Raw genomic sequence first — 24,584 nt, forward strand, 5'->3', positions numbered from 1 at the left:
GGCGCTGATGCTGGCCCGCGTCGCCCAGACGCTCTACTGGACCGCCCGCGACCTCGAGCGCGCCGAGAGCTTCGCCCGCCTGCTCGAGGTGGGCCAGTCGGCCGCGCTCGAGGGCGACTCGTCGAACGGCGCCGGCGGCCGCCTCGTCTGGGAGCCGCTCGTGCGGATCGCGGGCGACATGGACAGCTTCCTCGAGACGCACCGCCGCGCCGACGAGCGCAGCGTCCCCTGGTACCTCACCTTCGGCCGCGACAACCGCGACAGCATCGTCGCCTGCCTCAACCGCGCCCGCGAGAACGCCCGCTCCGTCCGCGACCGCCTGCCGACGGAGGTGTGGGAGGGCATCAACGACGCCTGGCTCGAGCTGATCGAGTGGCCGCCCGAGCGCGTCGCCCGCGACGGCGTCTACCCCTTCTGCCAGAGCATCCGCCGCGCGTCGTACCTCATCCTCGGCCTCGTCGAGCAGACGATGCGCCGCGACGAGGGCTGGCAGTTCATGCGCCTCGGCCGGTTCCTCGAGCGGGCCGAGCGGTCCGCGCGACTCGTCCAGGCCCGTCAGATCGACAGCGCCCAGGACGGCGTCGACGGCGTCCTCGACCTCCACGGGTGGCGGGCGCTGCTCGGCGACGCGTCCGCGCACGAGGCCTACCTGCAGGTCGACGCGGCGGCCCTGTCGCCCGAGTCGATCAGCCGCTTCCTGATGCTCGACCCGCGGTTCCCGCGGTCGGTGTCCTTCTGCCTCGGCGAGGTCGAGTCGGCCATCGAGGACCTCATCGCGATGGACGCCATGGCGCCGAACCCAGCGCCCCTCGTGCTGGCCCGCACGGCGCGCGACATGGTCGAGGCCGCCGCCCGCCGCCCGTGGGGCGGGGCCGAGGTCGCCGACGTCATCGAGCGCCTCCTCGCCCGCTGCACCTCCATCGACACCGCCCTCGGCGAATCGTGCTTCCTCGCCGCCTACGAGCGCACCCCGATCGGACAGCATGCCCAGGCTTCACGCCAAGCACAGAACTGAGATCCGCTACGCCGGCCCCGTCGGCGAGAGCGTCAACGAGATCCGGCTGCTGCCCTCCGGCAACGGCCGGCAGGCCGTCGAGTGGGCGACGGTGCGCACCGAGCCGCCCGCCGAGCTGCTCCCCCACGTCGACGCCTACGGCAACGAGGTGCGCTGGTTCCAGCTCACCGAGCCGCACGACGTGCTCCTCGTTGAGTCGGAGGCCGTCGTCGTGACCCGGCCCGCGCCGCCGCGGGCGTTCGACTCGGCGTCCGGCTTCGACGACACGACCGGCGACGACTACGGGCAGCTCTACGCCGAGTTCCTGTCGGGGTCGCCGTTCATCCGGTGGGTCGAACCCGTCGCGAGCTTCGCCGACGCCCTCGAGCTCGACGAGTCGTTCGGGGTGCTCGCGTGGGCCCGCGCCCTCGAGGCGGGCGTCAACCGCGCGATCACGTACACGCAGGGCGCGACGCGGGTGGACACGCCGATCGAGGAGGTCGTCCGGGCCGGCCGGGGCGTCTGCCAGGACATGGCGCACGTGATGATCGCGTGCGCCCGCCGCCGCGGCATCGCGGCCCGCTACATCTCGGGGTGGCTCAACCTGCCGAACCACTCGGGGCCGGGCGAGAGCCACGCGTGGGCGGAGCTCGCGATCCCCGGCCTCGGCTGGGTCGAGTTCGACCCCACCCACCCGGAGCCGTCGAGCGAGCACTACGTCCGCCTCGCGGTCGGGCGCGACTACGCCGACGTCCCGCCGCTGCGGGGCAGCTACCTCGGTCCCCCGACGGAGGGGATGACGGTCACCGTCGAGGTGCGGGAGCTGCCGGGCTGATCCCCGGCGGGGCCGCCGCCGCCCCGTCGATCCGCGGCGGCGGCCCCTCTCGCTCCCTGGTCCGGTGGGACCGGTCCGGGGCCCGCGTGACGCGGGCCCGGCCGGCCCGTGGTGTGACGGGTGCGGGCGGACCCCCACGGCGTCACGCGCCGGGGTGACCGCCCTCGATCGCCGCATCCAGAGGCGTCACCTCCCCACGGCCGGTCCGCCCGTGCCGACGGACGTGTGGCCGCATCCGACGTGTCGCGCCGTCGCCGCCGGGCGCGCCGGGGAGCCCACGCGCCCCCGGGGCCGGCCCGCGTCGACGGGATCCGATGCGTGGGACCGCCGCCCACCCCACGTCGCACGGGGCGTCCGTCCTCCGCTCCGCTGAGCGGTGCCTCCCGGGCGCGGTCGTACGCGGCCGTCTGCCGGGACGTCGGTGTCGGAGCTCACCTGCGAGTGGTGACGCATGCGATCCACGAATCGGTGCGACGCTGCAGGACGGGATCGGTGCCCGTGTCCGGCGAGCGGACCCATCGGGCGCTCATCCCTGCACCGAGGATCCCACCGGGTCGACCACGCGTCAAGGACCCCGCGGCACGCCCCCACCGACCCCCCCGGGAGGGGGCCGCCTCAGATCAGTGGGACTCGATCACCTTGTCGACGATGCCGTAGTCGCGGGCGACGTCGGCGTTCATGAAGTAGTCGCGCTCGGTGTCGGTGCGGACCTTCTCGATCGGCTGGCCCGTGTGCTTCGCGATGATCTCGTCGAGCCGCTTGCGCATGGCGAGGGCCTCGCGCGCGTGGATCTCGATGTCGCTCGACTGACCGCTGAAGCCGCCGGAGAGCTGGTGGATCATGATCTTCGCGTTCGGCAGCGCCATCCGCTTGCCGGGGGCGCCGGCCGCCAGCAGCAGCGCGCCCATGCTCATCGCGATGCCCATGCAGATGGTCGACACGTCGGGCTTGATGAACTGCATCGTGTCGTAGATCGCCATGCCCGCGTACACCGACCCGCCCGGCGAGTTGATGTAGATCGAGACGTCCTTGTCGGGGTCCTCGCTCTCCAGGTGGAGCAGCTGGGCCACGATCAGGTTCGCGATCTGGTCGTCCACGGGGGTGCCGAGGAAGATGATCCGCTCGTTGAGCAGGCGGGAGTAGATGTCGAAGGAACGCTCGCCGCGCGAGGTCTGTTCGACGACCATCGGTATCAGTGGGCTCATGCGGCCAGACTACGCCTCCAGCAGCGTGATGCGCCCCTGGTCGTCCATGTCGAGGCGGTGGGGGCGGTCGTCCACGCTCTCCGCCGCCCGGTCGATGATCCGCACGGTGAGCACCACCCGGTCCCCGTCGATGCGCGCCCCGCGGAACGAGGAGCGCCCCGGCGGGGTCACCGCGCGCACCCCGTCGGGCGAGCTCTCCGCGCCGGCGACGGTCACCCGCGCACCGGGGGCGAAGAGCGCGGCGAAGGCCTCGGGACCGGTGTTCAGCGCACCGACGTACGTCTTCCCGAACTGGCGGGCCTGGTCGTAGCTCGGCGTCATGCGGCGCGGATGACGAAGACGACGTAGACGAGCAGCACCACGACCCCCAGTGTCAGTGCGGCGGCGGTGAGGGCCGACATCGGGGCCCGCTCGCCGCTGCGCAGCTCCCCGTCGGCGGTGGCGCCCGCCGCCCGCCGGGTGCGCCGGCGCTCCGCCACCACGATGGCGGCGACCGCGAGCACGGTGGCGATCGACAGGCACGGCAGCGGGCCGAGGCCGCTCAGCGGCAGCAGCAGCAGCAGCAGGATCCAGACCGGGATGCCGACGGCGGCGGCCCGGCCGACGCGCCGGGTGAGGCGCTCGATCTGGTCGAAGTCGTCCAGCGGCGGGTCGATGTCAGAAGGCGTAGCGCTCCTCCTTCCACGGGTCGGCCTCGTTGTTGTAGCCGAGGCGCTCCCAGAAGCCGGGTTCGTCGTGGTCGAGGATCTCGAGGCCGCGCAGCCACTTCGCGCTCTTCCAGAAGTAGAGGCTCGGCACGAGCAGGCGCAGCGGCCCGCCGTGCTCGGGCTCCAGCGCCCGCCCGTCGAACCGGTAGGCCAGCATCACGTCGCCGGCGCGCAGGCGCTCCAGCGGCATGTTGGCGGTGTAGCCCTCCTCGGCGTGGGCGACGCAGTTGGTCGCACCGTCCTGCAGGCCGAGGCTCTCGAGCAGCGGCCAGAGGGCGACGCCCTCCCAGACCGTGTCGAGCTTCGTCCACGTCGTCACGCAGTGGATGTCGCAGGTGACGCGGGTGACGTCCTGGGCGAGCAGCTCGTCGTACGTCCAGCGCAGGGGGCGGTCGACGAGGCCCCAGATGCGCAGGTCCCAGTCCTCGGGGACGGAGCGGTACGGGATCGACCCGGCGTGCAGCACCGGGAAGTCGCGCACCAGGTGCTGGCCGGGAGCGAGGCGCGCGCGCTCGTCGTCGCTGATACCGCGGTTGCGAAGCAGTCCCATGGGCCCTCCGTCGTCGGCGCTCCCCCCCGCGGATAGTACGCTGGCCGCCACGTGCGTTACCTGCTCGCCGCACTCGCCACCCTCGTTCTGCTGGCGGGGTGCTCCGACTCGTCGCCCGCCTGGCGACCCCTCGCCTCGGCGCCGGAGGCGCGCACGGAGGTCGCCGGGGCCGCGCTCGCTCGGCGGGTCGCCGTCGTCGGCGGGCTCACCGCCACCGGGCAGGCGTCGGCGCGCGTCGACCTCTACGACCCGCGGCGGGCGCGCTGGATCCGGCTGCCCGACCTGCCCGAGGCGCGCCACCACGCGATGGCCGCCACCCGCGGCGGCCGGCTGTACGTCGTCGGCGGGTACCGGCCGGCGTCCGAGGGCGGCGCGCCGGCGGACACCGCCTGGGTGCTCTTCGACCGCCGCTGGCGGCCGCTGCCGCGGCTGCCGGAGCCGCGGGCCGCGGGGGGCGCCGCCATCGTGCGCAACCGGCTCTACGTCATCGGCGGCGTCAGCGACGCGGCGCCGCGGACCCTGGCGGCGACGTCGCTGCACCTCGACCTGCGGACCCTGCAGTGGACCCCGTTCCCCGGCGTCACGCCGGCGCGCGAGCACCTCGGGGTGACGTCGCTCGCCGGGCAGGTCTACGCGGTCGGCGGGCGCACCGCCGACCTCCGCACGAACGTGGCGACCGCCGAGGCGTACGACACGCGGCGGGGCGCCTGGACGCGGCTGCCGGACGCGCCGACCGCGCGCGGCGGCAACGGCGCCGTCGCCGCGGACCGCCGCATCGTGGTGGTCGGCGGCGAGCGCCCCGGGGGGACGATCCCGCAGGTCGACGCCTACGACCCGTCGACGGGGTCGTGGCGGACGCTGCCGGCGAGCCCCCGGCCGCGCCACGGCGCCGCCGTGGTGGGGATCGGGCGGACGGCGTACCAGGCGATGGGCGGACCCGAGCCCGGCCTCTCGGTCAGCCCGACCCTCATGGCGCTGCGGGTGCCGCGGGACTGATCAGCCGCGGGGGCGCGGCGGCTCGTCGCGCACGAAGAGCCCGCGGAGGAACCGCAGCACCTCCACCGCGAGCCCCGGGCCGGGTTCGCCCCCCGGCCGCCCCGTGCGGACGCCGCGCCACTCGGCGGCGAAGGCGGCGGTGATCAGCACGGCGTTCGCCGCGAGGTACACGAACACCAGGAACACCACGACGGCGGCGAGCGACCCGTAGATCACGTTGTAGCGGCCGAACTCGTCGATGAACGCCGCGAAGCCGACGGTCAGGGCCCACAGGGCGACCGCCCCGACGAGGCACGCGGGCCACAGGTCGCGCACGGGGGGCGACGCCGTCGGGACCCACCGCAGCAGGACGATCAGCAGCAGCGTGCCGACGACGATCGGGACGACGATCTGGGCGACCTCGTAGAGCAGGCCCGAGATGCCGACGAGGTCGCCGGCGCGCGACCCGCCGACGCGCGTCGCGACGGTGATGCCCGCCGACGCCGCCAGCAGGACCGTCGCCACCAGCAGCATCGCCAGGTCGACGAGCTTGCCGACGGCGACGGGCCGCGCGGGGGTGTCCGGGTCGATGTCGTCGAGGCTCCCGCGGATCGCGCCCATCATGCCGCTGGCGGTCCACAGCAGGGTGAGGAGGCTGAGGATCCCGACGGTGCCGGCGTTCTCGCTCACCCCGCGCAGCGACTCCTCGATCTCGTCGGCGCCGGCCTCCGTGAGCGGGAGGGCGTCGGTGAGGGCCTCCGTGAAGTCGGCGCGCAGCTCCTCGTCTCCCAGCACGAGCCCCGCCACCGACGTCAGCAGCAGCATCAGGGGGAACAGGGAGAGCAGCACGTAGTAGGCGATCGCCGCCGACTGCCGGGGCCCGCGCGCCTCGAAGAACCGCGTCGCCGACCGCCGCACCCACTCCGTCGCCCGCCACAGCAGCAGGTCCCGCCGGCCGGGGGCGTCCGCGTCGCCGGGCTCGGTGGGCATCCCCGCTATCTCCTCGACAGGCTCCGCAGGAGGTCGATCGTGTCACCGTCGTGGGCGGCGGACACGCGGAAGCGGCTCTCCAGGTCGAGGGGGACGCCCGGCAGGTCCTCGACGCGGGGCATGCCGACGAGCAGCCCCGTCTCGCGGGCGACGAGCTGCGCGGCGGCCACGTCGACGGCGCGGCCCGGTCCGAGGCCGGCCATCGCGTCGCCCCGGCCGCCGGCGACGTGGCAGAGCGACAACGCCAGCGACCCGAGGGCGCGGAGGCGGCCGGCGCGGCCGTCGAGGCGTCCCGCGGCGCGGGCGACGCGGGCGGGGGTCGCCCCCTCCAGCAGCAGCACCGGCAGCCGCCGGGGGTCGGGTGGCGGCTGCGCCGCGAGGCGCTCCCCGTCGCGCCAGGCGCCCCGGCCGCGCGCGGCGGTCCACTCCTCGCCGGTGCCGTGGTCGCGCACCAGGCCGAGCGTCACGTCGCCCATCGCCGGACCCCCGGACAGCGCGATCGACGTCGCGAAGAGCGGCATCCCGCGCTTCGCGTTCAGGCTTCCGTCGATGGGATCGACGACGACGAGCGGGATGTCGGCGCCCCCGCCGCCGAGGACGACCTCGCCGGCCTCCTCGCTCAGCACCCGCATCGGCCGGCCGAGCGCCTCCAGCTCCTCGAGGACGACGTCCTCGGCGACCCGATCGATCAGGACGGTCACGTCACCGCCGGCGCCACGCCCCTGGGGCTCGCGGCGGCGGTCCGGCGTCATCGCGGCGGCGGCGTCGGCGATGCGGTCGCATGCACGCCGGAACGCCGCCAGCCATTCCTCGTGGTCGGCCCCCGGGCCCTCCTCAGGCATCGACCAGCGAGTGGAACGCCACGCCGGTCAGCAGCTTGGGGAAGAAGTAGGTCGACTTCTGGGGCATCGTCTCGCCCGCCTCGGCGACGTCGGCGACGGCCGACTTGGGGATGCCGCGCAGGATCACGGCGGCGGCGATCGCGCCGGAGGCGACGAGCCCGGCGGCCTCGGCGGCGTCCTTGGTGTACGACAGGACCTCGTCGTGGGCCAGGGCGGCCTGGTCGGCGCCGAGGTGCGGGACGAGGATCTCGCGCTCGAGCGCCGCGACGTCGAGCCGCTCGGCGGGCGACATGCCGGGGCGGGCGGGGGCGGTGAGCAGGCGCATGCCGTCGGCGGTGACCAGGCCGAGCGCCGCGGAGTCCTCGGGCGCGGCCTCCAGCGCGGCGAGCAGCGCGTCGAGCCCGGCGACGGGGGCGGCGTCGAACGCGGCGTCGGCGCCCTCGGGCCAGCGGGTCAGCAGGCGGTGCGTCGGGAGGACCACGAGGCCCGGGTCGTCGAGGGCCGTCAGCCCCATCAGCACCCGGTCGTGTGGGCCGTCGCCGCCGCCGGCGGCGCGCACCTCGTCACGGTAGGCGAGGGCCGTCTCGTACCGGTGGTGGCCGTCCGCGATCAGGATCCAGCGGTCGCGCATCGCCTCGGCCACGCCGGCGGCCGCGGCGGGGTCGGCCACCCGCCAGAAGCGGTGGACCGTGCCCTCGGCGTCGCGCACCTCGGCGTCCGGCTCGCCGGTGGGGGCCACCGCCGCCCACGCGACGCCCTCGGCGTCGGGGTAGAGGCCGAAGACCGGCGACAGGTTGGTCCGCACGGCGCGCGTCAGGCGCAGGCGGTCCTCCTTCGGGCCGGCGTGGGTGCGCTCGTGGGGGCGCACGACGCGGGCCTCGTACGGCTCCAGCCCGACGGCCGCCAGGATCGTGCGCCGCTCCCGCGGGACGCCGTCGCCGAGCGTGAAGGACTGGGTCCAGGCGATCAGGACCGGCTCCTCCGAGCGGGTCAGCACGCCGTCGTCGCACCACGCGGAGATCAGCCCGGCGACCTCGTCGTAGCCCACCTCCGGCAGGATCAGCCGGACGGCGTTGTAGGGGCTGACCGCGAGGTAGCCGCGGCGCTCCTCCGCCGAGATGACGTCGTACGGCGGCGACACGAGGGTCCCGAGGGGGCCCGCCGCGGCGGCGTAGCGCAGGGCGCGGAAGGGTCGGACGTCGGCCACGACCGGCGACTCTACCAGCGGGTCGGCGGGTCGTCCGTCACCGCCGCGCGGTGTCCGGCGGGCGGGCTACCATGACCGGTCCGTGACGAGCGACCTGACCCCCGAGCAGCGCGCCGCGGTCACCCATCCGGGAGGGCCGGCGATCGTGCTCGCCGGCGCCGGCGCCGGCAAGACGCGCGTCCTCTGCCGCCGCCTCGCGTGGCTCGTCGGCGAGGGCGCCGCGCCCGACGAGATCCTCGCCCTCACGTTCACCCGCGAGGCGGCCGTCGAGCTGCGCGCGCGGGCGGAGGACCTGCTCGGCACCTCCCACGAGACCCTGCGCGTCACGACGTTCCACTCCTACGCGCAGGAGCTGACGCGCATCCACGGCGTCGAGCGCGGCCTGCTGCCGTCGGTCACGGTGGCGCGCACCGAGGACCGGATGCTGATGCTCCTCGACCGGCTCGACGAGCTCGACCTGCGCCTCCACGACCTCCGCGGCGACCGCGCCCAGCTCGTCGAGGACCTCGTCGCGCGCATCGACGCCTGCCGCGACCAGCTCGTGCCGGCCGAGGCGTACCGGCGCTGGGCCGAGGCGCGGGTCGAGGGGGCGCGCTCGGGCTCCGACCTGCACAAGGCGCGCCGGGAGCTCGAGATCGCCCGCGTCTACGAGACCCACGACCGCTGGCTGGCGGAGGAGGGCCGCGAGGACTTCGGGTTGTCGATCGTCCGGGCGCTGGAGCTGATGCGCGCCCACCCCGATCGCCGCGAGGCCGCCCAGGCCGGCGCCCGCCACGTGCTCGTCGACGAGTTCCAGGACACCAACCACGCCCAGGCCGAGCTGCTCTACGCCGTGGCGGGGGCGTCGGAGAGCCTGGTGGTGGTCGGCGACGACGACCAGGGCATCTACCGCTTCCGCGGCGCCTCGGCGAAGAACATCCTCGACTTCCGGGCGCGGTACCCCGCCGCGGCCGAGCTGCGCCTCGAACGCAACCATCGCTCCACGCAGACGATCCTCGACGCCGCCACGGCCGTCGTCGCGCCGATCGCCGACCGCGCCCCGAAGCACAGCGTCGCCCTGCCCGACGCCGCGGGCCCGCCGCCGCGCTTCTGGATCGCCCCGGACCCGGACGGGCAGGCACGCGCCGTGGTCGAGCGCATCGTCGCCCTCGCGGGGGAGGGGGTGCCGCTCGAGGAGCAGGCGGTGCTGATGCGGGCGGTGCGCCTGGAGGCCCGCCCCCTCGTCGAGGCGCTGGAGCGCGCGGGCGTCCCCCACCAGGTGCGCGGCGGCATCGGCCTGTTCGAGCGGCGGGAGGTCCGCGCGGCGGTCGCGTGGTTGCGGGCGGCGTGCGACCCGTCGGCGGTGCAGGAGCACCTGCGCATCGGCGCCGACCCCCGGTTCGGCATCCCCTGGGAGGACCTTGCGGACGCCGTCACCGCGGCGGCCGCCGGTGGCGGCGGCGTGACCGGTGCGCTCGGGCGGGTGGCGCGCGCCGGCACGGCCGGCCCGCTGGCGGACGCCCTCGACGAGATCGGTCGCGCCGCCGCCGAGCTGCCGGCCGCCGACGCGCTGCGCGTCGCGATCGACCGCTCCGGCCTGCGCGCCGCGGCGATCGCGACGGGGGGAGCCGAGGGCGCGGCCCGGCTCGCGGGCCTCGCCGCGCTGGAGCGCCTCGGCCGCGAGATCGCGGGGCGGGACCCCGCCATCGACGCCCCCGGCCTGTCGCAGCTGCTCGCCGGCCTCGCCGCCATCGGCTACCGGGGCGAGGGCGTCGCCCCACGCGAGCGCATCGGCGTGCAGGTGATGACGATCCACCAGGCCAAGGGGCTCGAGTTCGACGCGGTCTTCGTGGTCGGCATGACCCGGGCGGGGTTCCCGGGGGCGGACCGCAGCCGCGTGGACATCCCCGACCAGCTCCTGCCGGAGGTCCTGCCCCGCGGCCGCGACGCCCACGTCGCGGAGGCGCGCCGGCTGGCGTACGTCGCGATGACCCGTGCACGCCGCCACCTGGTTCTCTGCGCGCCCGCCCACAACGGGGCCGGCATCGCGCAGACCCCGTCCCCGTTCTTCGAGGAGGCCCGCGCCGTCCTCGGCGCCGAGGTGGAGGAGGTCGGGGAGGCGCCGGAGCGCGCGCTGCTCGCCGCCGTGGGCGTCCGCCGGGCCGCCTTCGAGCGCGCGTCGCTGCGCGCCGCCCAGGCCGCGGCCGACGGCGCCGCCGACGCCGACGCGATGCGGATGGAGGCGGCCCGCGCCGCCGACGCGCTCGTCGACGCCCGCGCCGCGGTGCTGCGCCCCCCGCCGCCGCCCGCCCCCGTCGTCGCCCCGGCCCGCCCGGCCCGCCCGGGCCTCGAGATCAGCCCGAGCGCCGTCGAGCTCTACCGCGGCTGCCCCCTGCGCTACCGCTACGCGATGGTCGACCACGTGCCGTCGCCGCCGAGCGTCGCCCGCGCCATCGGGGTCGCCGCGCACTCGGCCCTGGAGGCGCAGTACCGGCCCGACGGCCCGGGGGGCGACGGCGAGGCCCTCGTCCGCCGGTTCGCGGTGGCGCTGAAGCGCGAGGGCGTGGCGGACACGGCGGAGGGCCGGCAGGCGCTCGCCCGCGGCCGCGACGCCCTGCCCGACTACCACGACCGCCTGGTGCGGAGCCGCACCCGGCCCGTCGCGGTGGAGCGGGCGTTCACGCTCACCGTCGGCCCCCACCGGGTGCACGGCCGCATCGACCGCATCGACGCGCACCCCGCGGGCGGTCACCAGCTCGTCGACTACAAGACGGGCAAGCCGCCGACGGCGGGCGCCCGCGGCCCCGGCGACGACCTGGTGCTGCGGCTCTACATGCTCGGCGCCCGCGAGGCGTGGGGGATCACCCCCCGCGGCGCGACGCTCGTGCACGTGCTCGACGGCGACACCCGCGGCGTGCACCCCGACGCCTCCGACGACGCGATGGTGGTGGAGGCGGTGCGCGACGCGGTGGAGGGCATCTCGGCGCGGGACTTCACGCCCCGGCCGTCGTGGGCGTGCCGCAGCTGCGACTTCGCGTTGATCTGCCCGGCGATCGACCGATGACGGCGATCTCCTCGTTCGCGGCGGGGACGGCGGTGGAGGGTGTCTACGCCGTGCGCCGCAAGGAGCGCCGCCTGTCGCGCCAGGGCCGCCCGTTCCTGGCGCTCACCCTCGCCGACGCGACGGGTGCGGTGCCCGCGGTGATCTTCGACGAGGCCGACTTCTTCGGGGAGCAGTTCGAGGAGGGCGACCGGGTGCGCGTCACGGGGCGCGTCACGGAGCGCGACGGCCGGGTGAGCCTCACCGTCGGCCACCTGCGGCCCGCCGCCGACGAGGGCGTCGCCGCCGACCTGCTGCCCCGCAGCCACCGCGACCCCGACGAGCTGTTCGGCTTCGTCCTCCACCTCGCCGACGAGGTCGCCGACCCGGGGCTCCGCCGGGTGCTCGACGCGTTGACGGGCGACGACGACCTGGCGACGGCGTGGCGGACGATGCCGTGCACCCGCTCCGGCCACCACGCCTACATGGGCGGGCTCGTCGAGCACACCGTCGGCGTGACGGCCGTCGCGCAGGCCCTCACGACGTGGCACCCGCGACTCGACTCCGACCTGCTGCTGGCGGGGGCCCTGGTGCATGACATCGGCCACGCCCGCGCGTTCCGGCTGGGGGCGACGTTCGAGCTCACCGACGAGGGCCGCCTGCTCGGGCACGTCGCCATCGGCCACGAGATCGTCGGCGACGCCGCACGCCGGGCGGGCCTCGACGCGACCCGCCGGGCCGAGCTCCTCCACGTCATCGACTGGCACCACGGCCCGCCGCCCGGCCAGGCGCCGGGCGCCGCGGGGCCCGAGGCGCTCGCGCTGTGGAGGGCGAACCAGCTCGAGACCGGCGTGAAGGCCCGACTGGAGGGCCCGGGCCCGGTCGACTGAGAGGTTCTGGCAGGAACGCGGGTCCGCACTGGACCTGTGGCCGCCCCTCCCTGGCCCTTCGTCGAGCCGCGCCGGGATGCGGGCCGGGGGTACGGTTGCGGCGCACGCCGGCCGAAGAGTCGACCGACGCCTCCCTGTCACGGATCAAGGGGTACCGCACATGACACGCACCTCCGGGCCCGGGCGGCTGCTGCGCCGCTCGGCGGCCCTCGCCGGCGTCCTCGCCCTGTTCGCCTCGGGCACCGCCCTCGCGGACGTGACGGGGACGGTCACGAACTCCGCGGGTGTCCCGCTGCCGGGCATCAGCATCCGCGCGACGGAGGCGGACGGGAGCTTCGGCGACTCCGCCACCACCGACGCGAGCGGCAAGTACACGCTGAGCTTCTTCTCCCCGTCGCCCCCGTTCACCGTGACGGCGACCTACTCCGACCCGTGCCGTGACTCGGCGACCCGGGAGCTGTCGTCGACGTCGCCGGCGATCCCGGACGGCACCGTCCAGAACTTCACGCTCGACCCCTTCCTGTTCTGCGCGCCGTTCTTCTCCCCGAGCGGCCAGCCGGAGGCGACCGGCAACGCCTGGCCCGAGCGCGGCCAGATCCTCTCCGGCGCCGGCGGCGTCACGTACCTGCGGGTGCTCGCGCCGTTCGACGCGTCGGCCTTCAGCCTGACGCTCGCCGACGGGACCCCCGTCGGCGGCGGCACCGACGAGAGCCTGCTGACCCTCACGGCGCCCGCGACCCCCTACAACGGCCCCGTGAACCTGACGTACACCGTCGGCGGCGTCGCCACCACGCGTGCGCTGGGGACGCTGGTCTCCGGCCAGGTGCTGAACCCGAACCCGCCGGCGGGCGTGAGCGACCTCGCCGCGATCGTCGACATCTCCGGCAGCATGTCGAGCGCCGACCCGACGTTCCGCCGCAAGGCGGCGGTGCAGCTGCTCGTCGACCTCTCCGGCCAGGGTGACCGCCTCGTGGCCACCGGCTTCGACGACGCGTTCACCGAGATCTTCCCCCGCACCACCATCGCCGGGGAGGCCTCGAAGAACGGCCTGAAGCGCCTCGCCCGCCAGCGGATCGTCAACGACGGCGGGACCGACTACACCGTCGGCATCGGCGAGGCGTTCAACGCCCTCGCCGCGGACCCGCTGAACCCGGCGACGCCGAAGGCCGCGATCTTCCTGACGGACGGCGCGAACAACGGGACTTACCAGAACACCCACCTGCGGTTCGCCTTCAACGGCACCGGCCGCCCGTGGCCGATCTGCGTCGTCCGGCTCGGGACGAGCGGCTTCGCCGCCGCCGACACGGCGCGCCTGAAGCGGATCGCCCGCGAGACCGGCGGCGTCTACAGCGCGACGCCGACGAACACCGAGCTGGAGAACCTCTACTTCCAGTGCCGTGGCCGCACCTCCGGCGCGAGCACGCTGCTGAAGAAGACGGCGACGTACAAGGTCGGCCAGCGCCGTGTCTACTCCCGCGCCATCAAGAAGGGCCAGCGCAAGGCGACGTTCTTCGTCGGCTGGGGCGTCGGCAAGTACGCCATCCAGGCCGTGCAGCCGGGCGGCAGGACCTACACGAAGTCCACCGGCAAGGCCGTCCGCCTCGTCCGCGGGAAGACCTTCGCGTTCTTCGAGGTCCAGAACCCGAAGGCCGGTCTCTGGCGCCTCCGCGTCACGCGCCTCGCGACGGGAGCCCCGACGGACAAGGCCACCACGACGGTGACGGTGCAGAAGAGGCGTTAGCGCGGACAAGCGCCTCTCGCGGCGGCTTCGCCGCTGATCGCGAGAACGGCGCGGACGGCGGCACCGGCTGCCGCCGGGAACGGCCGCCGAAAAGGACTAGGCAGCGCACCGGGGTCGACTTCGTCGCCCCCGGTGCCGGTCCCTAAACGTTAAATCTGACCTGGATCACGTCGCCCTCCTGGACGATGTAGTCCTTGCCCTCCATGCGGAGGGTCGCGGCCTCGCGGGCCCTGCTCCAGGAGCCGGCGGCGACGAGGTCCTCCCAACCGACGACCTCGGCGCGGATGAAGCCGCGTTCGAGGTCGGAGTGGATCTTGCCGGCGGCCTGGGCGGCGGCGGTGCCGCGGGTGATGGGCCAGGCGCGGGCCTCGGGCGGGCCGGAGCCGGTGAAGAAGGTGACGAGGTCGAGGAGCCGGTAGGCGCCGGCGACGACGGCGTCGGCGCCGCGGGTCTCGCCGAGCTCCATCTCGCGGGCGAACTCGGCGGCCTCCTCGGGGTCCATCCCGGCGAGCTCGAGCTCGGTGCCGACGGGGAGGGCGAGCGCCTGCGCGCCCTGGGCGGCGGCGTGCGCGGCGAGCCCCTCGGGGGGTTCGAGCTGGTCGTCGGTGTTGGCGATGTAGAGGACCGGCTTCGCGGTGAGGAGGCCCATGTCGAGGGCGATCGCGAGGGCGTCGTCGTCGCCGACGAGGCGTGCGGGGCGGCCGGCGTCGAGGGCCTCGGCGATGCGCTCGAGGGCGGGGAGCTCGGCGACGGCCCCCTTCTCGCCGGCGCGTGCCCCCTTGCGGACCTTGTCGAGGCGGCGTTCGACCTGCTCGCGGTCGGCGATGGCGAGCTCGAGGTCGACGGCCTCGGCGTCGGCGACGGGGTCGACGCGTTCCTCGGGGTGGGGGACCTCGGCGTTCGCGAAGGCCCGGACGACGTGGAGGAGGGCGTCGGCCTGGCGGAGCTGCCCGAGGGCGGCGCCCCCGAGGCCCTCGCCCTGCCCGGCGCCGGCGGCGAGGCCGGCGATGTCGACGAGCTGCACCTGGGCGGGGACGCGGCGCGGGATGTCCTGGGCGTCGGCGATCGCCTGGAGGCGCGGGTCGGGGACATCCGCCATCGCCCGCGCCGGTTCACGGGTCGTGAACGGGTACGGCGCGATCTCGGCGTCCGCTCCGGTGACGAGGGCGAAGAGCGCCGTCTTGCCGGCGTTGGCCCTGCCGACGAGTCCGAGGTCCATCTAGTGCCCCGTGGGGAGGGGGGTCAGGATCCCCCGAAACCGACGCGGCCGGGCGCCTCGCCCGGCGGGAGCCGCACGTAGACGAGCTCGCCCTGGTCGACCCAGAACGTCCCCTCGTCGGATTCGATCGCGCGCCAGGCGGGGCCCTTGCCCGCCGCCAGGTCGCTCGTGAACCCCTCGGCCACCTCGGCGTCAACCGTCAGCTTGAGGACGGTGCCGCCTTCGAATCCCAGTTCCAGCCGTCGTGTCGCCATGGCCGGGGAGTCTACCCGGCGGCGCCGTGGCCGGCCTGCACCAGCTCGGTGAGGACGCCGAGGGTGGAGCGGGGGTGGACGAAGCCGACGACGTGCCCGCCGAGGCCGCGCCGGCCGGCGGTGTCGATGACCTCGGCGCCGCGGGCGGCGAGGTCGGCGAGGGCGGCGTCGACGTCGGGGACCTCGAACGCGACGTGGTGGAACCCGGGGCCGCGGCTCGCGAGGAACCGGGCGATCGCGCCCTCGGGGTCGAGGGGCCGGATCAGCTCGACCGCCCCGCCGGACCCGCCGTCGGCGAGGAGCGCCTCGACGCCCTGGGCCTCCATCACCTCGCGGACGACGACGGTGAGGGGGAACGCCCGCGACATCTCGGCGAGGGCGGCGTCGAGGTCGGCGACGACATAGCCGACGTGGTGGATGGGGCCGAGCCCCGGGATCGGGTTCACGGGACGGGCACCAGCCTCGGGTTGGGGCGTTCCTCGCGGCCGACCTTCGCGCAGGGGACGCCGTCGACGCGGACGACGTCGGCGGTGAAGTCGTTCGGGCCGCGGAGCAGGGAGCTGCCGACGCCGTAGGCGTCGACGGGGACGCCGGCCTCCTCGAAGGCGCGGATGCGCGGAGCGTCGAAGCCCCCGGACGCGACGATGCGGACGGCGTCGTGGCCGGCGTTGTCGAGGGCCCGGCGGACCTTCCAGACGAGCTCGGGAACGACGCCGGTGGGGCGGAAGCGGCCCATCTCGTGCCAGAGGGAGCGGTCGACCATCGTGTTCGAGGTGTCGAGGCGGACGCCCCACAACCGTGGGCCGAGCGCGTCGGCGACCTCGAGGGCCGTCCGGACGGAGTCGTTCTCGAAGTCGACGAGGACGGTGACGTGGAGGTGCTCGGCGAAGCGGTCGGCGAACTTGCGCGCGGCGAGCACGGTGTCGCCCGCGTACGCGGCGATGAGGCCGTGGGGGACGGTGCCCATGCCCTTGCCGCCCCACCACGACGCCTGGGCGTCGGTCGACACGCCGATGGCGCCGGCGACGTGCGCCGCCCACCCGTCGCCGGTCTGGACCTGCCAGTGGTCGAAGCGGGCGGGGAAGTAGAGGATCGGCTTGCCGCCGGCGGCGGCGACGACGTCGCGGACGTTGCGGCTGATGAGGGTGCGGCGGGCGAGCACGCCGAGGTAGAGCGTCTCGAGCGACGCGAACAGGCTGTAGTCGCCGCGGATGGTGAGGACCGGCTCCCACGGCTCGATCTCGTCGCCGTCGTGGAGCGCCATCACCTCGAGGCGGTCCCAGCCGTCCTCCCATGCGCCGTCGGGGCGCCGGCGCCCCGAGCAGAGCTTCAGGATCGCGATGGCCTCGTCGACGCCGCCGAGCACGGACCGCTCGCGCTGGAACACCTGGACGAGCACGTCGGGGTGGTGGTCGTCGGCCTCGAGCACCGCGCGGGTGAACGTGAAGTACGCGTCGCTGTAGTAGCCGTCGCGCATCTTCGTGACGGGGAGCTGGAACGTCTCGGGCGGCAGGCGGACGCCCCGCGCGGTGGTCACCGGGGGGGCTCCTCGTCGCCGGGCAGCGTCAGCGGCCGCGTCGACCACAGGAACCCGACGGCCAGCATGGCGAGGGCGGCGATGGCGATGGCGATCACCCCGAGCCAGATGCCGACGCCGGAGTCGTCCGACGACGACGAGGAGGAGGACGACGTGGACCCCCCGGTGGCGGGGGCGGCGCCCTCCGCCGCGATCGTGACGCGCGCCGCGGGGCCCGGGTCGCCGGGGCCGCTCTCGACGGCGCCCTCGGTCTCCGGCGGCCCGGTCCAGGGCTTCACCTGGCCGTCGGCGTACGTCTGGCGGGCGGGCCACACGGCCTCGCCCTCGCCGAAGGCGGTGCCGAGGAACGTGAAGTCGGCGTAGCGCTCGGGCGGGATGCTCCCGCCGCCCCACACGATGGAGCGGATCCGCCCGTCGGCCCCGCGGATCGGCGTCACGTCCCAGCCGCGCGGGGGCTCCCCGAGGCTGTAGACGGTGACCTGCTCGGGCACGTCGAGCCGGACCCGCGTCGTCGGCAGGTCGCGCTCGGAGGGGACGCGGGCGGTGAACTCGGTCGCCTCGCCCTGGGTGACGGTGGTCGGGAGCACGTCGACGTGGGCGGCGGCGGGGGCGGCGACGGCGAGGAGCGCGGCCGTCGCGAGGAGTGCCCGCACGAGGCGGCTCACGGGCGCAGGGAGTCGGTGAGGGCGTCGAGCATGGCGACGTACATTAGTGCCTGGACGCGCTCGCTCAGCGCGATGCGGTACGTGAACGCCATCGGCCCCGCGGCGTCCGACTCGAGGCTGATGCGGGTCCCGTCGGGCTCGGGGGAGAGGATCGTGGTGGTCCGCGCCCGCAGCCCGAGGCCCCGCGCCGTCCACGTGATGCGCGCCCGGTCGTCGACCTCGGTGAGGCGGGGGCGGGTGTAGTAGTCGCGGCCCTTCGGGTCGCGGAGGTGCAGGTCGAGGCGTGTGCCGGGTTCCAGCGGCCCGTCGACCTCGGCGGTGAGGCAGTGGGGGTTCCACCCCGGCCAGTCGGCGAAGGCGGTCCAGCGGTCCCAGACGGCGGCGGGCGTCGCCGGCGCCACCACCGTCACCACGACGCCCACGTCTAGAGGCGGGAGGCGCCCTCGGCGCGGATCAGGGCCTCCATGGCCGCGCGGCCGACGAGGAGGTCGCTCTGGCTGGGCTCACGGGTCGCGAACCCCGACTGCATGGCGTGGCCGACGCCGTGCACGAGCCGCGAGACGGGGTGCTCGGGGCGGCGCGCCGAGAACGAGAAGACCTCGACGGCGGCGCCGATGCTGAGCGCCGACATGGCGGTGCGGACACCGAACGTCGGGCGGCGCACCAGCTTGCGGGTGACGGTGTTGCCGATCACGGTCGAGACCACGAGCGGCAGGATCAGGTTGCTCCCGCAGCGCTCGTGCTCCTTCGCGTGGCCCTCGGCGTTGGCGACCTCGTCGGCCCCGCCGGCCTCGTACGCGGCGATGCTCTTGTGCTCCACGGCGTGCCAGATCGCTGCCCGGGAGCCGCGCAGGGTGAGCACGGCGGGGGCGAGGCCGGCGACGGCGCCGACGATCTCCTGCGCGAGGATCGACCGCAGCCGGCGCCGGGCGACGGCGGCCACGACGGTCGCGCCGACGGCGGCGCCCACCGTCGCCCGGTCCTCCATCGCGAACCGCGCCTGCGGCAGCCCGCGCCGGACGGCGGGCAGCACCGCGAACGCCTCGCCGAGCCGCACCAGGCCGCGGGCGACGGGCATGTCGGTGAGCCGGCCGGCGCGGAACAGCTGCTTGCGGCCCGACGCGACGACCATGCGCCCGTCGTCGTCGCGCACCGCCGCCGCCCAGTGGCTCGGGCCGTGGACGAGGAGGCCGTTGGCGAGCGCCATGCCGCCGAGCCGGTTGCCGCGCGGGGGATCAGCCATGCGGGTCAGGGTAGCGGGACGGGGCCGGGGGCGACGCCCGCGGCCCCGCCGCCGTCGCCGGCGACCGCCTCCGCCTCGATCTCGACGCGCCAGCGGGGGTCGAGGAGGGCGGCGACGACGACCATCGTCGCGGCGGGCCGCGCCGCGCCGAGCACGCGGCCGTGCACCTCGGAGACCGCGTCGGCGTCGCCGGGGTCGGTGAGGTAGACGCGGGTCCGGACGACGTCGTCGAGGCCCGCCCCGGCGGCGGCGAGGGCCTCCGCGATGATCGTGAGGCACCTCTCGGCCTGGGCCCCCGCGCCCGCGGGGCACCCGCCGTCCGGCAGCACCGGGGCCGTCCCCGACACCAGCACGCGGTCGCCGACCCGCACGGCCCGGCTGAACCCGATCGACTCCTCGAACGGCGACCCCGACGCGACGCGCAGGCGGCCCGGGCGGCTCACGGGACCCGGCGCCGCGCCTCCTGCCGGCGCTCCGCCGCGAGGCGCCCCGCGGCGGGGTCGCTCGCATCGACGAACGACATCATCCCGGCGATCGCCCGGTGGCCCGCGACCTCGGCGATCTGCCGGTGCATCTCCCGCGCGACCCAGCGGTACGACTCGTGGCCCTGCGGCTGGCTGCGCAGCTCGATCAGGTGCATCGCCTCGCGTGCGTTCATGACCATCGTGAAGCGGATCCGGTGGGCGAGGGTGACGGCGTAGGGGGCGTGCGCCGGCAGCTCCGCGGCGAGCGCGTCGTGCAGGGCGGTGCACGACGCCTGCACGGCGGCGTAGTCGGCGGCGACGCCGGCGGCGACGACCGCGTCGGGCACGTCGTACCCGAGCCGCGGGGTGAGGGGCTGCGCCTGCAGGCTGAGCATGCGGTGCCGCTGCAGGTCGCGGTACGCGCCGTAGTCGCAGACGACCTCGAAGGCGTAGGTGGTCGCCTCGAGCCCGCGCCCGGGACGCTGGCGGCGGTCGCCGCGCTCCCCGGCCCACGCCCGCAGGGCGTCGGCCCGGGCGGCGGGGTCCATCGCGGCGACCGCGTCGCGGACGTCGGCGAGGCCGCGCCCCGACGACGGCCAGAGGGCGTGGGCGAGCACGCGCTCCTCGCCGTCGGGGTCGAAGTCGACGAGGTGCACCTCGGGGCCGCGCGGGGCGGCGGACGGCGGCGGCCCGAGCCGGGCGGCGAGCGCCTCGGCCGCCCGGTCGCCCGTGGCCATGTACGCGCCGGTCGCCCCGCCCCGGTCGGGGCGGTCGACCCGGGTGAGGAACGCGGGGATCACCTTGCGCAGCTCCCGCAGCATCGCCGTCGCGCAGTCCCGCGCCTCCGGCAGGGGGTGGGCGGCGAGGCGGATCAGCATCGCCTCGTACGCCTGCCCCGACGCGTAGATGCCGACGTTGGCGGTCGTCGCCGCGGGCAGCAGGCCGCGCAGCAGGTCGAGGGCCCGGGCCCGGACGGCGCGTTCGCGGGCCGCGGCGGGCGTGCCCGGCTCCTCCGGCACCTCGGCCCCCACGTGCTCCACCAGGCGCGGCAGCAGCGCGGCGTACCCCGCGAAGGCGGCGTCGAGGGTGCCGACGTAGGCGGGGCCGAGGTCGGGGTGGCCGAGCACCGCCGCGGGGCGGTGGTAGCGGTACGCCCCGCCGGGGCGGTCGGTGAAGGCGATGTAGCGGGTGGACTGCTCGAGGTAGCTCGCGAGGCGGCCCCACTGCAGCACCTTCGTCAGGACGTTCGAGGTGCCCTCGACGGCGACGTGGGCCCCCCCGAGCTGCGCGACCGAGTCATCGCCGTACTCGGCGAGCACCCGTTCGTAGAGGGCGTCGGCGCGCTCCTCGCCGACCCGGGGCGGGCCCCCGCCGGGCACGGCGCCGTCCCCGGGGAGGAACTCGTCGACCAGGAGGCGCCGCAGCGACTTCGGGCTGCGCGAGTAGCGCGCGAAGAGCGCTCCTTTGACGACCTCGGGCAGCCCCGTCAAGGCGAAGACGGGTCCGATCGTGTCGGTGACGTACGGAGCCACCCGTTCGCGCTCTCGTTCGTCCAGGTCGACGTTGGTCAATTCATGCCATTCGGGGCGGTTCCCAGGGATGCGGATCACCGCCATCCTATTGGGGTGCGCCCGGGACCCATCGCCATGCTCGCCGGCATCGTCGCCCTCGCGGTCGCCGGGGGCGCCGGCGTGCAGGGCGCCGGGACGGCGGCCGAGGCGGGTGTCGAGCCGGCGCCGCCGCCCGCGTACTGCCGGGTGCGGCCGGCGCCGGCGTGGCCCGCGTTCACGGCGGGGGGCGCCGCCCCCGACCTGACGGCGTTCCAGGACTACCGCGCGGGCCTCGGCATGGGCGCCGCCGACCGCGGCGCCGGCGTCACGATCGCCGACATCGAGTACGAGTGGCGCGCGGGGCACGTGGAGCTCGCCCCCCGGGCGCTGGCGCCGGGCGATCGGAGCGGCCTGCCCTCCGAGTACCGCGCCGCCGAGCACGGCACCGCGGTCCTCGGCGTCCTCGGCGCGTCGGAGGACGGCCGCGGCGTGACCGGCCTCGTCCCCGACGCGACCCTGGTGCCCGTCTCGCCGCGCATCAGCCCGTACCAGCCGTGGCAGGAGGTCACGGCCGCGGCGGCGACGCTCGGTCCCGGCGACGTCATCCTCATCGAGCTGCAGGCGGGCCTGAACGCCGGCGGCGCCCCGTTCGCGCCGATCGAGGTCTACCCGGAGATGCGCGCCGCGATCCGCGCCGCGGTGGACAAGGGCATCGTCGTCGTCGAGCCCGCCGGCAACGGCGGCGGCGACATCGCCCGGCTCGGCGAGCTCGCCACCCCCGCCGCCACCTGGCTCGCGGGGCCGTCGGCGCCCGGCCACTCCGGCGCCCTGATCGTGGCGGGCGGCGGGGCCGGCACCGACGAGACCGGCACCGGCGACCGCCGCCGCGTGCCGGGGTCGAACCACGGCGCCCGCGTGGACCTGCAGGGCTACGGCGCGGGCGTGGTCACCGCGGGCTACGGCGACGCGCCGTGGAGCCCCGTCGGCGACGCCGGGTACACCGCCTGCTTCGACGGCACGTCCAGCGCCGCCGCCACCGTCGCCGGCGCCGTCGCGGCCCTGCAGTCGGCGGAGATCGCGCGCGACGGCACCCCCCTCACCCCGCAGCGGGTGCGGGACCTGCTGGTGGCGACCGGCGTCCCCCAGGCCGACCTCGCCGACGGGTGGATCGGGCCGCGGCCCTCGGTGTCGGCGGCCGTCGCCGCGCTCGGCGACGAGGCGGTGCCGCCCCCCCGCCGACCGCGATCACCCCGCCGCCGGCGGCGGGTGGCGGCACGCCCGTCCCGGCCGCGCCCCCGGTGCCCTCCGGCGGCGCCGCCCTGCCGGCGGCGCCGGCCGTCTCCGCGACGTCCGTCGCGACCCCCGCCGCACGCACGCTGCGCGCGTCCCTCGACCGCCGCACGCGGACGCTGACCCTGCGCCTCGGGGCCCTCGCCCCGCGCGCCGTGGTGCGCGTCGGCACCCGCACGGTGCGGGTGACCGCCGGGCGCGTCGTGCTGCGCGGCGTCCGCCGCGGCGCCCTCGTGGTGCGCGTCGCGCCCCCACGGCGCTCCGCGGCGTCGGTGCGGGCCGTCGCGTGGCGGGTCACGGTCCCGGCGCGCGGCGCCCCCCGCGTCGTCCCGCTCCGCACCCCCTAGGGGGGCGCGCTCACCAGCCCCAGGTGCCGGGGGCGCCCTTGAACGGGCCGACGATCTCGTCGGTGATCCAGCCGCCGTAGAAGTCGCCCTCCTGGCTGCGGACGCGCTCGCCGCCGACGCGGCACTCGTCCATCGCCGCCGGGTAGACGGCGACGTGGCCGGCGAGCGCGGCGAACCGCGGCGACGGCTCCGGGTACCACCACGCGGCGCGGGCAGCGGTGCGGCCGCCGCCGGTCACGTCCAGGTAGGCGGCGCGGCCCTTCCACTCGCAGAAGCTGGAGCCCTCCGCCGCCGTGAGGACGCCGTCGGCGAACGCCTCGCGGGGGAGGTAGAACGTCGGCGGGTGGCTCGTCTCGAGCACCCGGAGCGCCGCCGTGGTGTCGGCCACGACGACGCCGCCGAGGACGACCTCCACCCGCCGCGCGTCGCGGTCGACGCGGGGCGGGCGGGGGTAGTCCCAGACCGACTCCTGCCCGGGGCCGGGCGGGACCGGCCTCCTACCAGGGCGCAGTGGACCCGCTCGTGTCGGTCTGCTCCATCGGCCAGACCTCGGGCAGCTCCACGCCGAAGTTCCCGTCGTCGTCGCCGTGCTTGGCGACCCACTCGGTGAAGTTCGGGATCGAGAAGCCGACCACCCGGAAGCTGTGGCGGTCGACGCGGACGATCAGCTCGCGCTCGGGGTCGAGCACGGCGAGCGCCGGGCTCGGGATCCCGTAGGAGCAGTGGTAGGCGTCCTTCTCCTTGTCGTACCGCGTCATCGCGTCGGACGGGGTGTGGGTGCCGCCGCCGACGGCCGACGCCGGCTCGACGCCCTCCTCGGGCGGCTGCGGCCCGGCGCCCGACCCGGGCGGGGGAATGGTGCTCATCGGTCTCCTCCCAACAGGCGTTGCACGATCACACGGACCTCTTTCCCGTCGGCCGTGCCGCCGACACGGCCCATGACGGCCTTCATCACCCTGCCCATGTCGGCGGGGCCGGCGGCGCCCTCCGACGCGATCACGTCGGCGACGACGGCCTCGATGGCCGCCGCGTCCATCTGCGCGGGCAGGTAGGCCTCCAGCACCGCCATCTCCTGCTCCTCGCGGCTGACGAGGTCGTCGCGCCCGCCGGCGCGGAACTGCTCGATCGACTCCCGGTGCTGCTTCACGATGCCGCGCAGCACGCGCACGGCGGCGTCGTCGTCGAGCGGGGTGCGGGCCTCGATCTCGGCGTTCTTCAGGCTCGACCGGGCACGACGGATCGCGTCGCGGCGGAGCGTGTCACCCGCCCGCATCGCGTCCTTGAGGTCGCCGTCCAGTCGCGCGGCGATGCCCGTGGTGCCGTCCGCCATCCGTCCACCCTCCCCCTGGTTCCGGGAGTGACTCTAGCCCGCCGTGCCGTCCGCGGCCGTGCGGCGACCGTCGAAGGGCCGGTCGAGGAGCCAGAACAGGACGACGGCGAGCGCGGTCCCGGTCGCGATGTACCAGGGCCAGGGGCCCATCACGTCGAGCAGGCTGCCCCCCGGCGGGGGCTCCCGCAGGTACATGTAGTTCCCGCCGGTCAGGAGGCTGCCGACCGCCGCGGCCGCGGTGACGACCAGGCTCGCGGCGAACACCCGCCGCACCGCCCCGGGCCGGGGGGTGTGCCGCCGCCCCCACGCCAGCAGCACGGCCGCCACCACCACGCCCGAGTGGGCGATGACGAACCACCACCAGCGGTAGTCGGGGAACCCCTGCCGCAGGTCGGGCGTCGCGAGCGCCTGCACCGTCGCCGTGAACGCCCAGAAGTAGGTGAGCTCGAACGCGAGGGGGACCGGCCGCCAGAGCGCGACGACGGCCGCGATGGTCGCCGCGTCGGTGAGGTGGAGGGGCAGGTCCCCCCGCGGCGAGAGGCCCTCATCGGCGTGGTGCACGATGTGGAAGCCGACCTCGTTGACGAGGAGCGCGACCGCCAGCACCCGTGCGGCCGTGCCGACCCACGGGGCGCCCGGGTCGCGGCGGGCGGCGCCGCCGAGCGCGACCGCCGCCGCCCCCGTGACGGCGAGCACCACGAGGTGCTGGGTGGAGAGCAGCTCCACGGGC

Annotated in this window: 28 protein-coding genes; 8 read left to right on the forward strand and 20 right to left on the reverse strand. The window is 76.0% G+C overall.

Features of this window, described 5'->3' with window-relative positions:
- Positions 1–7: 7 nt before the first annotated feature.
- Together IU369_RS02100 and IU369_RS02105 are read left to right on the forward strand one after the other, a co-directional pair.
- Positions 8–1,015 (forward strand): alpha-E domain-containing protein, encoded by a 1,008-nt coding sequence (locus IU369_RS02100; RefSeq protein WP_217922914.1) that lies wholly within the window; start codon positions 8–10, stop codon positions 1,013–1,015.
- Positions 984–1,829 (forward strand): transglutaminase family protein, encoded by an 846-nt coding sequence (locus tag IU369_RS02105; protein ID WP_217922915.1) that lies wholly within the window; start codon positions 984–986, stop codon positions 1,827–1,829. The genes IU369_RS02100 and IU369_RS02105 overlap by 32 nt, the downstream gene beginning before the upstream one ends.
- Before the next feature lie 620 nt (positions 1,830–2,449).
- On the opposite strand, the gene clpP is transcribed toward IU369_RS02105, so the two are convergent.
- From clpP to IU369_RS02125, 4 genes are all read right to left on the reverse strand, one after another.
- On the reverse strand, positions 2,450–3,034 hold the full coding sequence (gene clpP, locus IU369_RS02110; RefSeq protein WP_217922916.1) for an ATP-dependent Clp endopeptidase proteolytic subunit ClpP: 585 nt from the start codon (positions 3,032–3,034) through the stop codon (positions 2,450–2,452).
- A gap of 9 nt (positions 3,035–3,043) precedes the next feature.
- Positions 3,044–3,355: a nuclear transport factor 2-like protein gene (locus IU369_RS02115; RefSeq protein WP_217922917.1), complete on the reverse strand. Its 312-nt coding sequence runs from the start codon at positions 3,353–3,355 to the stop codon at positions 3,044–3,046.
- The gene (locus IU369_RS02120; protein ID WP_217922918.1) at positions 3,352–3,537 is read right to left on the reverse strand and encodes a hypothetical protein; all 186 of its coding nucleotides are present in this window, start codon (positions 3,535–3,537) and stop codon (positions 3,352–3,354) included. Before IU369_RS02120 ends, IU369_RS02115 begins: the two co-directional genes overlap by 4 nt.
- A 154-nt stretch (positions 3,538–3,691) precedes the next feature.
- The gene (locus IU369_RS02125) at positions 3,692–4,291 is read right to left on the reverse strand and encodes a sulfite oxidase-like oxidoreductase (protein WP_217922919.1); all 600 of its coding nucleotides are present in this window, start codon (positions 4,289–4,291) and stop codon (positions 3,692–3,694) included.
- Positions 4,292–4,342: 51 nt separating this feature from the next.
- Between IU369_RS02125 and IU369_RS02130 the strand changes: the two genes are divergently transcribed.
- Positions 4,343–5,287 (forward strand): Kelch repeat-containing protein, encoded by a 945-nt coding sequence (locus tag IU369_RS02130; protein WP_217922920.1) that lies wholly within the window; start codon positions 4,343–4,345, stop codon positions 5,285–5,287.
- On the opposite strand, the gene IU369_RS02135 is transcribed toward IU369_RS02130, so the two are convergent.
- Genes IU369_RS02135 through IU369_RS02145 form a run of 3 tightly spaced genes read right to left on the reverse strand, consistent with a single transcriptional unit; the run spans position 5,288 to position 8,305 of the window.
- Positions 5,288–6,256, reverse strand: a complete 969-nt coding sequence (locus tag IU369_RS02135; protein WP_217922921.1) for a YihY/virulence factor BrkB family protein — start codon at positions 6,254–6,256, stop codon at positions 5,288–5,290.
- 5 nt (positions 6,257–6,261) lie between these two features.
- Complete coding sequence (locus tag IU369_RS02140) at positions 6,262–7,098, reverse strand: inositol monophosphatase family protein (protein ID WP_217922922.1); 837 nt, start codon at positions 7,096–7,098, stop codon at positions 6,262–6,264.
- The gene (locus IU369_RS02145) at positions 7,091–8,305 is read right to left on the reverse strand and encodes a DUF1015 family protein (protein WP_217922923.1); all 1,215 of its coding nucleotides are present in this window, start codon (positions 8,303–8,305) and stop codon (positions 7,091–7,093) included. The genes IU369_RS02140 and IU369_RS02145 overlap by 8 nt, the downstream gene beginning before the upstream one ends.
- 82 nt (positions 8,306–8,387) lie before the next feature.
- On the opposite strand from IU369_RS02145, the gene IU369_RS02150 reads away from it, so the two are divergent.
- From IU369_RS02150 to IU369_RS02160, 3 genes are all read left to right on the forward strand, one after another.
- Positions 8,388–11,348 carry an ATP-dependent helicase gene (locus IU369_RS02150; RefSeq protein WP_217922924.1) on the forward strand — a complete coding sequence of 987 codons (2,961 nt, stop codon included), beginning with the start codon at positions 8,388–8,390 and terminating at the stop codon, positions 11,346–11,348.
- A complete protein-coding gene (locus IU369_RS02155; RefSeq protein ID WP_217922925.1) occupies positions 11,345–12,214 on the forward strand; it encodes an OB-fold nucleic acid binding domain-containing protein in 870 nt (289 codons plus the stop codon). Before IU369_RS02150 ends, IU369_RS02155 begins: the two co-directional genes overlap by 4 nt.
- 160 nt (positions 12,215–12,374) lie before the next feature.
- Positions 12,375–13,955 carry a carboxypeptidase regulatory-like domain-containing protein gene (locus IU369_RS02160; protein ID WP_217922926.1) on the forward strand — a complete coding sequence of 527 codons (1,581 nt, stop codon included), beginning with the start codon at positions 12,375–12,377 and terminating at the stop codon, positions 13,953–13,955.
- A 142-nt stretch (positions 13,956–14,097) separates the two neighbouring features.
- Here the strand turns inward: IU369_RS02160 and ychF are convergent, their stop codons facing one another.
- The 9 genes from ychF to IU369_RS02205 are packed head-to-tail and all read right to left on the reverse strand — an operon-like array spanning position 14,098 to position 20,869.
- The gene (ychF, locus tag IU369_RS02165; protein ID WP_217922927.1) at positions 14,098–15,174 is read right to left on the reverse strand and encodes a redox-regulated ATPase YchF; all 1,077 of its coding nucleotides are present in this window, start codon (positions 15,172–15,174) and stop codon (positions 14,098–14,100) included.
- 23 nt (positions 15,175–15,197) lie between these two features.
- The gene (locus IU369_RS02170) at positions 15,198–15,428 is read right to left on the reverse strand and encodes a hypothetical protein (RefSeq protein ID WP_217922928.1); all 231 of its coding nucleotides are present in this window, start codon (positions 15,426–15,428) and stop codon (positions 15,198–15,200) included.
- Between the two features lie 11 nt (positions 15,429–15,439).
- The gene (locus IU369_RS02175) at positions 15,440–15,874 is read right to left on the reverse strand and encodes a VOC family protein (protein WP_217922929.1); all 435 of its coding nucleotides are present in this window, start codon (positions 15,872–15,874) and stop codon (positions 15,440–15,442) included.
- Positions 15,871–16,965: a nicotinate phosphoribosyltransferase gene (locus tag IU369_RS02180; RefSeq protein ID WP_217922930.1), complete on the reverse strand. Its 1,095-nt coding sequence runs from the start codon at positions 16,963–16,965 to the stop codon at positions 15,871–15,873. The genes IU369_RS02175 and IU369_RS02180 overlap by 4 nt, the downstream gene beginning before the upstream one ends.
- A complete protein-coding gene (locus IU369_RS02185) occupies positions 16,962–17,630 on the reverse strand; it encodes a DUF1775 domain-containing protein (protein ID WP_217922931.1) in 669 nt (222 codons plus the stop codon). The genes IU369_RS02180 and IU369_RS02185 overlap by 4 nt, the downstream gene beginning before the upstream one ends.
- Positions 17,627–18,052, reverse strand: a complete 426-nt coding sequence (locus tag IU369_RS02190; protein WP_217922932.1) for an SRPBCC family protein — start codon at positions 18,050–18,052, stop codon at positions 17,627–17,629. Before IU369_RS02190 ends, IU369_RS02185 begins: the two co-directional genes overlap by 4 nt.
- Positions 18,053–18,054: 2 nt before the next feature.
- On the reverse strand, positions 18,055–18,873 hold the full coding sequence (locus IU369_RS02195) for a DUF1385 domain-containing protein (RefSeq protein ID WP_217922933.1): 819 nt from the start codon (positions 18,871–18,873) through the stop codon (positions 18,055–18,057).
- Between the two features lie 5 nt (positions 18,874–18,878).
- Entirely contained in the window at positions 18,879–19,316 is a 438-nt protein-coding gene (locus IU369_RS02200; RefSeq protein WP_217922934.1) for a RidA family protein, read from the reverse strand.
- Positions 19,313–20,869 (reverse strand): FAD-dependent thymidylate synthase, encoded by a 1,557-nt coding sequence (locus IU369_RS02205; RefSeq protein WP_217922935.1) that lies wholly within the window; start codon positions 20,867–20,869, stop codon positions 19,313–19,315. Before IU369_RS02205 ends, IU369_RS02200 begins: the two co-directional genes overlap by 4 nt.
- Positions 20,870–20,962: 93 nt before the next feature.
- Between IU369_RS02205 and IU369_RS02210 the strand changes: the two genes are divergently transcribed.
- Together IU369_RS02210 and IU369_RS02215 are read left to right on the forward strand one after the other, a co-directional pair.
- Positions 20,963–22,300 carry a S8 family serine peptidase gene (locus IU369_RS02210; protein ID WP_217922936.1) on the forward strand — a complete coding sequence of 446 codons (1,338 nt, stop codon included), beginning with the start codon at positions 20,963–20,965 and terminating at the stop codon, positions 22,298–22,300.
- Positions 22,301–22,335: 35 nt separating this feature from the next.
- The gene (locus IU369_RS02215) at positions 22,336–22,524 is read left to right on the forward strand and encodes a hypothetical protein (protein WP_217922937.1); all 189 of its coding nucleotides are present in this window, start codon (positions 22,336–22,338) and stop codon (positions 22,522–22,524) included.
- A gap of 10 nt (positions 22,525–22,534) precedes the next feature.
- Here the strand turns inward: IU369_RS02215 and IU369_RS02220 are convergent, their stop codons facing one another.
- Genes IU369_RS02220 through IU369_RS02235 form a run of 4 tightly spaced genes read right to left on the reverse strand, consistent with a single transcriptional unit; the run spans position 22,535 to position 24,580 of the window.
- On the reverse strand, positions 22,535–23,035 hold the full coding sequence (locus IU369_RS02220; RefSeq protein ID WP_343233216.1) for a DUF427 domain-containing protein: 501 nt from the start codon (positions 23,033–23,035) through the stop codon (positions 22,535–22,537).
- Positions 23,022–23,390 (reverse strand): hypothetical protein, encoded by a 369-nt coding sequence (locus tag IU369_RS02225; RefSeq protein WP_217922939.1) that lies wholly within the window; start codon positions 23,388–23,390, stop codon positions 23,022–23,024. The genes IU369_RS02220 and IU369_RS02225 overlap by 14 nt, the downstream gene beginning before the upstream one ends.
- A complete protein-coding gene (locus tag IU369_RS02230) occupies positions 23,387–23,854 on the reverse strand; it encodes a GatB/YqeY domain-containing protein (RefSeq protein WP_217922940.1) in 468 nt (155 codons plus the stop codon). Before IU369_RS02230 ends, IU369_RS02225 begins: the two co-directional genes overlap by 4 nt.
- A 33-nt stretch (positions 23,855–23,887) precedes the next feature.
- Positions 23,888–24,580 carry a YwaF family protein gene (locus IU369_RS02235; protein WP_217922941.1) on the reverse strand — a complete coding sequence of 231 codons (693 nt, stop codon included), beginning with the start codon at positions 24,578–24,580 and terminating at the stop codon, positions 23,888–23,890.
- Positions 24,581–24,584: the final 4 nt, after the last annotated feature.

It is taken from the genome of Miltoncostaea oceani (assembly GCF_018141545.1).
In the GTDB taxonomy this organism is placed as follows: Bacteria; Actinomycetota; Thermoleophilia; order Miltoncostaeales; family Miltoncostaeaceae; genus Miltoncostaea; species Miltoncostaea oceani.